11 protein-coding genes are annotated in these 10,629 nt (G+C 75.4%); 3 read left to right on the top strand and 8 right to left on the bottom strand.

Going from position 1 to position 10,629, the window contains the following annotated elements; all coding sequences use genetic code 11:
- Positions 1–265 precede the first annotated feature (265 nt).
- A complete protein-coding gene (locus OP86_RS38705) occupies positions 266–388 on the bottom strand; it encodes a hypothetical protein (RefSeq protein WP_267883117.1) in 123 nt (40 codons plus the stop codon).
- Positions 389–419: 31 nt separating this feature from the next.
- On the bottom strand, positions 420–1,346 hold the full coding sequence (locus OP86_RS09310) for an EamA family transporter (protein WP_030059991.1): 927 nt from the start codon (positions 1,344–1,346) through the stop codon (positions 420–422).
- 131 nt (positions 1,347–1,477) lie between these two features.
- On the opposite strand from OP86_RS09310, the gene OP86_RS09305 reads away from it, so the two are divergent.
- The 3 genes from OP86_RS09305 (at position 1,478) to OP86_RS39135 (ending at position 3,119) form a co-directional block, all read left to right on the top strand.
- Positions 1,478–1,990 (top strand): MarR family winged helix-turn-helix transcriptional regulator, encoded by a 513-nt coding sequence (locus OP86_RS09305; RefSeq protein WP_030059990.1) that lies wholly within the window; start codon positions 1,478–1,480, stop codon positions 1,988–1,990.
- A gap of 103 nt (positions 1,991–2,093) precedes the next feature.
- Positions 2,094–2,546: a hypothetical protein gene (locus OP86_RS09300; RefSeq protein ID WP_030257985.1), complete on the top strand. Its 453-nt coding sequence runs from the start codon at positions 2,094–2,096 to the stop codon at positions 2,544–2,546.
- 327 nt (positions 2,547–2,873) lie between these two features.
- The gene (locus tag OP86_RS39135) at positions 2,874–3,119 is read left to right on the top strand and encodes a hypothetical protein (protein WP_418952608.1); all 246 of its coding nucleotides are present in this window, start codon (positions 2,874–2,876) and stop codon (positions 3,117–3,119) included.
- Between the two features lie 188 nt (positions 3,120–3,307).
- Here the strand turns inward: OP86_RS39135 and cpt are convergent, their stop codons facing one another.
- From cpt to OP86_RS09265, 6 genes are read right to left on the bottom strand one after another with little or no spacing between them, the layout of a single operon-like run.
- Complete coding sequence (gene cpt / locus OP86_RS09290; protein ID WP_030059986.1) at positions 3,308–3,850, bottom strand: chloramphenicol phosphotransferase CPT; 543 nt, start codon at positions 3,848–3,850, stop codon at positions 3,308–3,310.
- Positions 3,851–3,890: 40 nt separating this feature from the next.
- Positions 3,891–5,279 (bottom strand): cobyrinic acid a,c-diamide synthase CobB, encoded by a 1,389-nt coding sequence (locus OP86_RS09285; protein ID WP_234434958.1) that lies wholly within the window; start codon positions 5,277–5,279, stop codon positions 3,891–3,893.
- 4 nt (positions 5,280–5,283) lie between these two features.
- On the bottom strand, positions 5,284–5,889 hold the full coding sequence (cobO, locus tag OP86_RS09280) for a cob(I)yrinic acid a,c-diamide adenosyltransferase (protein ID WP_030059984.1): 606 nt from the start codon (positions 5,887–5,889) through the stop codon (positions 5,284–5,286).
- Between the two features lie 6 nt (positions 5,890–5,895).
- Positions 5,896–8,010: a putative cobaltochelatase gene (locus OP86_RS09275; protein ID WP_030257981.1), complete on the bottom strand. Its 2,115-nt coding sequence runs from the start codon at positions 8,008–8,010 to the stop codon at positions 5,896–5,898.
- The gene (locus OP86_RS09270; RefSeq protein WP_030059980.1) at positions 8,007–9,521 is read right to left on the bottom strand and encodes a cobyric acid synthase; all 1,515 of its coding nucleotides are present in this window, start codon (positions 9,519–9,521) and stop codon (positions 8,007–8,009) included. The genes OP86_RS09275 and OP86_RS09270 overlap by 4 nt, the downstream gene beginning before the upstream one ends.
- Complete coding sequence (locus OP86_RS09265) at positions 9,518–10,504, bottom strand: cobalamin biosynthesis protein (protein ID WP_030257978.1); 987 nt, start codon at positions 10,502–10,504, stop codon at positions 9,518–9,520. Before OP86_RS09265 ends, OP86_RS09270 begins: the two co-directional genes overlap by 4 nt.
- Between the last annotated feature and the right edge of the window lie 125 nt (positions 10,505–10,629).

Here is a 10,629-nt window from a genome sequence, read left to right as displayed (position 1 = left end):
GCCCCCACCCTGACCCCGAGCTGGCCCGCCTCCCCGGCCCCCAGCCACGCCTCCACCGCCCGCCGCATCTACGTGGCGGCCATCCCCGGCGGCCTCCCCGGCGCCGCCGACATCTACATCCGCGCCACCGGCTGACCGGCCGGGCCGCGCCGGGCCGGAGGCCGACGGGCGACGCACCGAAGCGCCCCGCCGACCGGTGTCGGCGGAGCGCGGGTGTCCTGGTCTCGGGTGTCCTGGCGTCGGCTGTCCCGGTGCCGGCTGTCCGTCAGGCGGCGAAGGCGAGCAGACGGCCCCGGAAGGGCTCCATGGTGGCGCCCACGTTGGCGAGGTAGTGGCCGAGCTCGGCGTCGGGGGTGTGGTCGGTGCGGGTGATGACGACGTAGTGCACGGCGTTCTCCTCGTGGATCGGTGCGTGTCGATCAGCGGGCGACGGGCGTGAGCCTGGGGCCGGCAGGGGTGACAGGGGTCTCGGATGCGGGGGCCGGCTTCCGGGCGGCCGGGGCCTGGCCGGCGACCAGGGCGCCGAGGGCCACCAGGAGGCCGAGGACCTGCCAGACGGTGAGGGTCTGGCCGAGGACGACGAGGCCGCCGATGGTGGCGACGACCGGGTTGACCAGGCCGAGGAAGGAGGTCGGGCCGGCGCCCAGGTGGGCGATGGCGCGGAACCAGAGGACGTAGCCGAGCGCGGTGCTGACCAGACCGAGGTAGGCGAAGCCGGCCAGGTTGGCGCCGCTCAGGGCCGGCGGCGCACCCTCGACGACCGCCGCGAGCGGGACCAGGAAGACCGATCCGGCGAGGAGCTGCCATGCGGTGACGTCGAGCAGGGTGGCGCCCTCGGGGCGGCCCCAGCGGCGGGCGAGGACGGTGCCCATGGCCATCAGCGCGATCGCGGCGACCATCGCGGCGATCCCGACGCCGTCCAGTCGCGCCCCGCTCTTGAGTACCAGGAGCGCCACCCCGCCGACCCCGGCCAGTCCGGCGAGCAGGGCCCGCCGCCCGGGCCGGACGCCGAGGACGCCGATGGAGAACCCGGCGACGAGCAGCGGCTGGATCGCCCCGATGGTGGCCGCGACCCCGCCGGGCAGGCGGTACGCGCCGACGAAGGTGAGCGGGAAGAACAGCCCGATGTTGAGCATCCCGAGCACCGCTGCCCGGCCCCACCAGCGTCCCTTGGGCAGTTTGCGGCCGATCAGCAGGAGCAGCAGCCCGGCCGGCAGGGCCCGCAGCGCGGCGAGCAGCAGCGGACGGCCCTCGGGCAGCAGCTGCGTGGTGACCAGGTAGGTGGTGCCCCAGGCGGCCGGGGCGAGTGCGGCGGTGGCGGCGATCCCAGCGCGCTTGCGGTCCATGACGACGATCCCCTCAACGTTGATTATCTGAACGTTGAGATAAGTTCTACGCTCCAAAGTGAGTGAACGTCAAGTATGTGAAGGTTAAGATATTCAGGCAGGCAGCAACCGACCCCCGGAGGCGGCAGACCATGACGCAGCGCGACACCATCGACGACATCGTCGAGCAGTGGACCAGGATCCGCCCCGACCTCGACCTGGAGGTCATCGCCCTGGTCGGCCGCCTGCGGCGGCTGGGCGTACGGGTCGACAACGCCCTGCGCGAGTACTTCACCTCCTGCGGCCTGGACTCCTCCGAGTTCGACGTCCTCGCCACCCTGCGCCGCTCCGGCGAGCCCTACGAGCTCAACGCCCGCGCCCTCCTCAAGTCCGCCATGGTCACCTCCGGCGCCATCACCAACCGCGTCGACCGGCTGTCCGCCAAGGGCCTGGTCGAACGCAACCCCTGCCCCACCGACCGCCGCGCCGTCCTGATCCGCCTCACCCCGGCCGGCAAGGACCTGATCGACGGCGCCCTCGACGGGCACGTCCGCAACGAGGAGCGCATCCTCGCCGCCCTCGACCACGACGAGCGCGCCCAACTCGACGCCCTGCTGCGCAAACTCCTCATCGCCCACGGCGACACCGAGTCGCTCCTCGACTGAGCCGACGGCCGTGCCTGTGCGGCGCCGACGTGCGGGAGGGCGTGTCCGGCGCCCTCCCCGGCGCGTTAACCCGAGGGGGACACCGCGCCGGAGGAGAGGCCCGATGAAGGAGAAGACGCCCGGGGAGATCGCCGTCGACGACCAGTTGCGGGCGGCCGGGGCCGAGGGGGCCCAGTGGCTCGCCGCCGCCGGATGGGGGCCGCCGGTGACGGTGCCGGTGCAGAAGGCCGCCAGATGGCAGCAGGAGGTCCGGGCCCGGATGCTGGCGGCGCAGGCAGACGAGTCCTGCACGTGGTGCGTCCACCTGCTCGACGGCGGGCCGCAGCCCGTCGTCGTCCATGCCGAGCACCCGACCCACCTGATCTGCCGCGCCTGCTCGGTCGCCGCCCGCCCGCACCGCCCCTGCCTGGACTGCGGGAAGCCCGCCGCCTCCGCATCCCCCCTCGACGGCCGCGAGGACGTCTTCATGGGCGCGGTCTCCATCTACACCCGCCTCCGCTGCCGCGCCTGCCACCGGAACGAGCCCCGCAACGGGACCTTCGGCAGCGGGAGTTGACGGAATGACGTCGGACTGGGCCCGGCACCTGTCGCCCGAAGAGGTGCGGGAGTTCGCCGTCGACTTGGTCGACGCGGTGCGGAACGGTGCGGGCCCGGACGTGCACGCCAACCTGTACCGCGTGATAGCCGAATGGCGTGCCACCGCCGGAATCCTCGCGGATCCCGAGCTGGCGGCGGAGCTCACCAGGCCTCTTCCCGGTGACGATCACGGCGAGGTGCCCGAGCGTGGCGACGACGTCCCGCCGCCAGTAGCTCGCGCGGCTCGCCGCAGGCCGCCGCGCCCCGGAGCTCCGGGGGCTGCCAGTCGTACGTCGGGGCCGAGCGGCTGAGGAGGGCGCTGCGCGTCGTCTACGACCGCCTGGGCGCGCGCTTCGCCGACCTCGCCGCCGTCCTGCTCGCCCGGGCCGGCTCCATCGACCCGACGGCCGACGCCCGCCGGCTGATCCGCTGGTGCGACGGCCTGCTGTTCAACGCGACCGCCGGCAGCGGCCATTGGTACGTCCCGATGCCGGAGGAACTGCGCGACGAGGTGGCCCACTACCTGGCCGCGCTGCTGGACGAGGACTTGTAGAAGCCGGACGCGCGGACGCGATCCGCCGGGCCCCTGTAGTGCCGAACGCCCCGCCCGCCGTCGCGCCGACCGCTCCCCTGCCCGGCCCGGCCGCGACCACCCCGATGCCGCAGCCGTACGTCCCGACGCAGGAACGAGCGCTGTAACGACCGCTGTAACGACCGCTGTACCGGGCGCTTCCGGGGCGGTCAGCCACCCGCCAGGACGCGCTCCGCGATCAGCCCGGCGCAGTCGGCCGCGGAGGCCTGCGAGGTGTCCACGAGGAGGTCGTACGCGACCCCCTCGTGCACCGCCTCGGCCTGGGCGGCGGCCATCCCGGGGGCCCGGTCGCCGCGGGCGGCCTCCCGGGCCGCGGCCACCGCCGGGTCGCAGCGGACGCCGACCCAGAGCACCTCCAGGCCGTCCAGGGCGGCGCGCCAGCGGGCCTGCGAGGCGGTGGTGCCGAGGAACACCTCGTCCACCACGATCCGGGCCCCGGCCCGGGCCATCGCCGCCACCCCGACCGTCCAGGCGGCGTCCAGCGCGGCGAAGACCGGCCCGACCTCCACCGTGCCGCCCCCGTCCTCCAGGCCGCCGATGCCCTCGCCGCCGGCCAGCAGCCGCGGCGGCAGCGCGCCGACCATGGTGTCCGCGCCGAGGTGCAGCCACGGCTCCGGCAGCAGCTCCTGCAGGCAGTGGGCGATGCTCGACTTGCCGGAGCTGGAGCCGCCGTTGAGGACGATCACGTTCATGCGGGCAGCCTACGGCCGGGTGCCCGGCGACGTCGCGACCTTAAACACCGCTCCGGAAGGCCGCCGCCGCAGCGGCGAACGAGGACGCCAGCGTCGGCGCCCCCGCCCAGTGCAGGTGCAGGTACGAGGCGTGCACGTTGCCCCCGGCGAAGCCCTCGGTGCGCGGGCCGGTGGGCAAGTGCCAGCCCCAGGCGGGGTGTTCGCCCGCGCCCGGTTCGCAGACCGTCCGGTGGAACTCGTGTCCGCGCAGCCGGGTGCCAGCCGCCGCGAGGGGCGAGTCGTGCAGGGCGACGGCCTCCCGGTAGCCGAGGGTGAGCCGTTCGGTCATCCGGGCGCCGGTGTCCAGCACGCCGCACATCGGCAGGCCGTCCAACTCCCGGCCCAGGTACAGCAGTCCGGCGCACTCGGCGGCGATCGGCCCGCCTGCGGCCGCGAACTGCCCTATGGCCGAGCGCAGTTCGGCGTTCCCGCTCAACTCCCTGACGTACAGCTCCGGGAAGCCGCCGCCGATGACCAGCCCGGCGGTGCCCTCCGGGAGTGCGGTGGCGTGCAGCGGATCGAAGGGGACCACCTCCGCCCCCGCCGCGCCGAGCAGTTCGGCGTTCTCGGCGTAGGAGAAGGAGAACGCCGCCCCGCCGGCCACCGCGATCCGCGGCCGCCCGGCCACCGGTGCGACCTCCGTCGCAGGATCCCATGGCTCGGCATCCAACTGCGGTGCCGTGCGCGCGAGTTCCAGCAGGCCGTCCAGGTCGACGGACGAAGCGACGAGCGAACCCATGTCGGCGACGGCCTTCAGCGCCTCCGTCGAGCGCTCCACCGCCGGGATCAGCCCGAGGTGGCGGGAGGGCGTGGCGACCGCGGCCGAGCGGCGCAGCGCGCCCAGCACCGGCACGCCGGAGCCCTCCTCCAGGGCCTCGCGCAGCAGGTGCTCGTGCCGGTCGGAGGCGACCCGGTTGAGGATCACCCCGGCCAGGCGCACCTGCGGGTCCCAGGAGGCGAAGCCGTGCACCAGCGCGGCCACCGAGCGGGACTGCGAGGAGCCGTCCACCACCAGCACCACGGGCGCCCGCAGCAGCTTGGCGACGTGCGCGGTGGACGCCAGCTCCCCGCGCCCGGAGGCCCCGTCGAACAGGCCCATGACGCCTTCGACGACGGCGACGTCCGCCCCCGCCGCGCCGTGCAGGAACAGCGGGGCGATCCGCTCCGGCCCGCACAGGAAGGCGTCCAGGTTGCGGCCCGGGCGCCCGGCGGCGAGCGCGTGGTAGCCCGGGTCGATGTAGTCGGGGCCGACCTTGTGCGGCGACACCGTCAGCCCGCGCGCGGCGAGCGCCGCGATCAGGCCGGTGGCGACGGTGGTCTTGCCGGCGCCCGAGGAGGGCGCGGCGACGACGAGGCGGGGGATGTTCACGGGCGCGGGGGCGTTGCTCAAGAGGTCACCACTCGATACCGCGCTGGCCCTTGCGGCCGGCGTCCATGGGGTGCTTGACCTTGGTCATCTCGGTGACCAGGTCGGCGAATCCGGTCAGCGCCTCGGGCGCGTACCGGCCGGTGATGACGACGTGCTGGCTGCCCGGGCGGTCCTTGAGCACGGCCACCACCTCGTCCGGGTCGATCCACCCCCAGTGCATCGGGTAGGTGAACTCGTCGAGCACGTAGAAGCGGTAGGTCTCGGCCGCGAGGTCGCGCTTGACCTGCTCCCAGCCCTCCTTGGCCGCCTCCTCGCTGGTCATCTCCTGCTCGGCGGAGCGCTGGATCCAGGACCAGCCGGAGCCCATCTTGTGCCAGTCGACGGTGCCGCCCTCGCCGGAGGCGCCGAGCACGCGCAGCGCGTTCTCCTCGCCGACCTTCCACTTGGCGGACTTCACGAACTGGAACACCCCGACCGGCCAGCCCTGGTTCCAGGCCCGCAGGGCCATGCCGAAGGCGGCCGTGGACTTGCCCTTGCCGGGGCCGGTGTGCACGGCGGTGATCGGCAGGGTACGACGCTGACGGGTCGTCAGGCCGTCGTCGGGAACGCTCTCGGGGACACCCTTGGGCATGTCGGCTCAGGCCGCCTTTCGCATCGAGGAGTTGGTCGCACGGGCGTCGCCGCGGCCGGCCGCGGGACGGTTCTCGCGGACGAGCGAGGCCACGCCCTCGGCGCGCAGCTCGTCCAGGCTGACGGCGCTGCCGCCGAGCTGCCCGGCCAGGGTGCGGGCCAGGCCCAGGCGGACCGGGCCGGACTCGCAGTCCAGCACCACGCTCGCCGTGCCCTGCGCCGCGAACAGCGCGGCCGCGCGGTGGGACTGCGCGAGCGCGTCCCGCCCGCCGGTGGCCCGGCCGTCGGTCACCACGACCAGCAGCGGGCGCCGGCTCGGGTCGCGCAGCCGCTCGACCCGCAGCACCTCGTGGGCGCGCAGCAGCCCGGCGGCCAGCGGGGTCCGGCCGCCGGTGGGCAGCGACTCCAGCCGGGTCGCGCCCACCTCCACCGAGGAGGTGGGCGGCAGCGCCAGTTCGGCGCCCGAGCCGCGGAAGGTGATCATGCCGATCTTGTCGCGGCGCTGGTAGGCGTCCATCAGTAGCGACAGCACGGCGCCCTTGACGGCGGTCATCCGCTGCCGGGCGGCCATCGAGCCGGAGGCGTCGACCACGAACAGCACCAGGTTGGACTCCCGCCCCTGGCGCACCTGTTCGCGGAAGTCGTCCTTCTGCAGCACCAGCGCCCGGCCGCTGCGCCCGCGCGCCACCTGGTGCGGCGCGGCGGCCTGCAGGGTGGCGGTCAGGTGCAGCCGGCCGAGCGCGCCCTGCGGACGGCGGGAGCGGATGGTGTGCCCGCCGGTGGTCTCGGCGGGGGAGCGGCGCCCCTGGGCGCCGTGGCCGGTGCCCCGGACGGTGAACAGCTTGGTCCGGTACGGGTCCCCGGCCGCGACGGGCGCCGACTCCCGTGCGGGGGCGGGCTGTTGGGCGGGTACTGGCTGCTGCGGCTGCTCCTCGCCGTCCGCCGCGGAGGCCTCCGGGGCGGCGCCGTCGGAGGACGGCTCGGGGGCGCCGCCGCCGTCCGGTCCGCCGCCGTCCGGTCCGCCGCCGTCCGGGCCGCCCTCGGGGCCGCTGTCGGGGCCGCCGTCCGGCCCCGGGCCGTCGCCCTCGGGCTCCGGGTCGTCGTCCCCCTGGGCGTGCTCCTCCAGCGTCCGGTCCAGCTGCTCCTCGTCCAGCCCGGGCGCGTCGAAGGGGTTGCGCCGGCGCCGGTGCGGCAGCGCCAGCTGGGCGGCCTTGCGGACGTCCTCCTCCAGCACCTCGGTGCGCCCGTCCCAGGCGGCGAGGGCGACGGCGGTGCGGGCCATCACGATGTCCGCGCGCAGCCCGTCCACCTCGAACGCGGCGCACACGGCGGTGATCTGACGCAGTGCCACCTCCGTCAGCTCGACCTTGGGCAGCAACTCCCGTGCCGCGGTGATGTGTTCGGCGAGCGCCCGCTCCTGCTCGGCGAACCGCGCGGCGAAGCCGGCCGGGTCCGCGTCGTACGCGAGCCGGCGCCGGACCACCTCGGCGCGCTCGGCCGGGTCCCGGGTGGCGGCGATCTCGACGGTCAGGCCGAAGCGGTCGAGCAGCTGCGGCCGCAGCTCGCCCTCCTCCGGGTTCATCGTGCCGACCAGCAGGAACCGGGCCGCGTGCCGCACCGAGACGCCCTCGCGCTCGACGTACGAGCGGCCCATCGCGGCGGCGTCCAGCAGCAGGTCCACGACGTGGTCCTGGAGCAGGTTGACCTCGTCGATGTAGAGCACGCCGCGGTGCGCCCTGGCGAGCAGCCCGGGCTCGTACGCCTTGACGCCCTCGGCCAGCGCGCGCTCCAGGTCGAGCGAGCCGACGATCCGGTCCTCGGCCACGCCGACCGGCAACTCGACCAGCTGGGAGGGGCGTTCGTGGCCCGAGGGGGCGGAGTGCGGCCCGTCCGGGCACTGCGGGTCGGGCGCGGCCGGGTCGCAGGCGAAGCGGCAGCCGTCCACGGCGGCGATGGACGGCAGCAGGCCGGCCAGCGCGCGCACCATGGTCGACTTCGCGGTGCCCTTCTCGCCGCGGACCAGCACGCCGCCCACGGCCGGGGAGACCGCGTTCAGCAGCAGCCCGAGCCGCAGGTCGGCCATGCCGACGATCGCGGTGAACGGATAGCGGACGTCAGTCATGCGTCACTCCCAGGTGCCCCGGGCGCCAGGAACGGCAGCGATCCGGCCGCCGGCACCCCGCCCTCGATCAGCTTCCACAGCGCGTCGGTGTCCGCGTGTTCCTCGATCAGGTCGCCCAGCCGGTCCAGCCGGGCCTCGCGGGCCGCGGCGAAGCAGGTGTCCGGCGCGGGCACGAACGCCCGGCCGGCCAGTTCGGCGACCTCGCGCAGGAGTTCACGGCGGAAGCCGTCGTTCTCCAGTGCGCCGTGCCAGGTCGTGCCCCAGACCGAGCCCACCCGGCAGCCGTCGAGGAAGGCGTCCCCGCCCTCCACGGTCACCACCCCGTGGTGGATCTCGTAGCCCTCGACCCGCTGCCCGTACGCCTCGCCGACCGGCCGGGCCAGCACCTTCTCGGCGCCGAACCGCACCTGCGTCGGCAGCAGGCCGAGCCCGTCGACGGCGCCCGCCTTCGACTCCACCTCGTCGACGATCCCGTGCGCCAGCATCTGGTAGCCGCCGCACACCCCGAGGATCGGCAGCCCGGCCGCCGCCCGCGCCTTCAGCGCCGGCTCCAGGCCGCGCTCGCGCAGCCAGGCGAGGTCCGCCACGGTGGCCCGGGTGCCGGGCAGCACCACCAGGTCGGCGTCGGCCAGCTCCTCCGGCCTGGTGGCCCAGCGCACCAGCACGCCGGGCTCCTGCGCGAGCGCGTCCAGGTCGGTGAAGTTGGACAGCCGGGGGAAGCGCACCACGGCCACCCGCAGCACGTCCGCGCCGAGCGGCCCGCGGCCGTCCACCCGGTCCACCACCGTCGACAGGTCCAGCGAGTCCTCGGCGTCCAGCCACAGCCCGGGCAGCATCGGCAGGGTGCCCAGCACCGGACGGCCGGTCAGCCCGTGCAGCATCTCCAGCCCGGGTGCGAGCAGCCGCGCGTCGCCGCGGAACTTGTTGACGAACCAGCCCGCGACGTGCCGCTGGTCCTGCGCCGACAGCAGCGCCAGCGTCCCGTACATCGCCGCGAACACGCCGCCGCGGTCGATGTCCCCGACCACCACCACGGGCAGTCCGGCGGCCGTGGCCAGGCCCATGTTGGCGATGTCGCGGTCGCGCAGGTTGATCTCGGCGGGCGAGCCGGCGCCCTCGCAGACGACGACCTCGTAGCGGCGGCGCAGGTCCGCCAGGCACTCCAGGGCGCGTTCCAGCAGGACGGGCTTGCGCTCGCGGTAGTCCAGCGCGCCGACCTCGGCGACCGGCCTGCCCAGCAGCACCACCTGGCTGCGGCCGTCGGCGCCGGGCTTCAGCAGCACCGGGTTCATCGCCGCCTCCGGCTCCACCCGGGCGGCCTGCGCCTGCATCGCCTGGGCGCGGCCGATCTCGGCGCCGTCGGCGGTGACGAAGGAGTTCAGCGACATGTTCTGCGCCTTGAACGGCGCGACCCGCACGCCCTGGCGGGCCAGCCAGCGGCAGATGCCGGCCGTCACCACGCTCTTGCCCGCGTCCGAGGTCGTCCCCGCGACCAGCAGCGCGTTCGTCATGCCCTTCCCCTCTTCCCCAGGAGCGCGCGCAGCAGGACGTGCCCCGCGACCGTCGTACCCAGCGCCAGCGCACCCACCCGCCGGGAGAGCGCACAGGCCCGTTCGATGTCGTCCACCGTCACCGGCCGCAGCTCCGCGCCCAGCACCGGCCGGTCCTCCACTCGCTTGCCGTACTGCAGCCTCCCGCCGAGCCGCACGCCCACCGCGCCCGCGAACGCCGACTCCGCCTGGCCCGCGTTCGGGCTCGGGTGTGCGGAGCCGTCGCGCCGCCAGACCCGCCAGGCGGTCCGGGGCTGCGGGGCGGCGGCGACGGTCAGCAGCGCCGTCAGCCGGGCGCCCGGCCAGCCCGCCACGTCGTCCAGCCGGGCCGAGGCCCAGCCGAACCGGGCGTAGCGCGGCGAACGGTGGCCCACCATGGCGTCCAGGGTGTTCACGGCGCGGAAGGCCAGCAGTCCGGGCGTGCCCGCCAGGGCGCCCCAGGCCAGCGCGTTCACCACCGCGTCGGCGGTGTTCTCGGCCACCGACTCGACCACCGCGCGGGCGATCTGCTGCTCGTCCAGCGCGCTCGGGTCCCGTCCGCACAGGTGCGGCAGCCGCTCCCGGGCGGCGCGCAGGTCGCCGTCCTTCAGCGAGCGGCCGATGGTGCGCGCCTCCCGGGTCAGCGAGGTGCCGCCGAGCACAGTCCAGGTCGCGGCCGCTGCCAGTGCGGCCCGGCCCAGCGGTCGCCGGCCCACCGTACGGTCCAGGGCGAGCGCGCCCGCCGCGACCGCGCCCACGCACAGCGCCGTGTACCCGGCGCCGGCCGTACGGTCGTCGCGCCACAGGCGTCTCTCCAGCCGGGTCGCGGCGCCGCCGAAGACGGCCACCGGGTGGCCCCGGCGCGGGTCGGCGAAGCGGGCGTCGGCGGTGTAGCCCGCGACGGCGCCCAGCGCGAACGCGGCGGCGCGGACCGAAGGGCGCCCGGCCACCGGACGGACGGTCATCGGCCGCACGGCGGAAGGCAGCTCGTCGGAAGGCTGGTCGTCGGAAGGCTGGTCGCGGGACGGAAGCTCGGCGGAAGGCAGCTCGGGGTCCGGCAGGGCTGGGCAGCCTGCATCGCGGGCGTGTC

This window comes from Streptomyces novaecaesareae (assembly GCF_000716875.1).
Classification (GTDB): domain Bacteria; phylum Actinomycetota; class Actinomycetes; order Streptomycetales; family Streptomycetaceae; genus Kitasatospora; species Kitasatospora novaecaesareae.
This window is presented reverse-complemented; position numbering and strand designations above follow the sequence as displayed.

Coding starts and splice junctions, on each gene's coding strand:
- OP86_RS09270 (WP_030059980.1), bottom strand. CDS start 9,521: ATGACGAACGCGCTGCTGGTCGCGGGGACGACCTCGGACGCGGGCAAG.
- cobO (WP_030059984.1), bottom strand. CDS start 5,889: ATGCCCAAGGGTGTCCCCGAGAGCGTTCCCGACGACGGCCTGACGACC.
- cpt (WP_030059986.1), bottom strand. CDS start 3,850: ATGAACGTGATCGTCCTCAACGGCGGCTCCAGCTCCGGCAAGTCGAGC.
- OP86_RS09300 (WP_030257985.1), top strand. CDS start 2,094: ATGAAGGAGAAGACGCCCGGGGAGATCGCCGTCGACGACCAGTTGCGG.
- OP86_RS09305 (WP_030059990.1), top strand. CDS start 1,478: ATGACGCAGCGCGACACCATCGACGACATCGTCGAGCAGTGGACCAGG.
- OP86_RS09310 (WP_030059991.1), bottom strand. CDS start 1,346: ATGGACCGCAAGCGCGCTGGGATCGCCGCCACCGCCGCACTCGCCCCG.
- OP86_RS09275 (WP_030257981.1), bottom strand. CDS start 8,010: ATGACTGACGTCCGCTATCCGTTCACCGCGATCGTCGGCATGGCCGAC.
- OP86_RS09265 (WP_030257978.1), bottom strand. CDS start 10,504: ATGACCGTCCGTCCGGTGGCCGGGCGCCCTTCGGTCCGCGCCGCCGCG.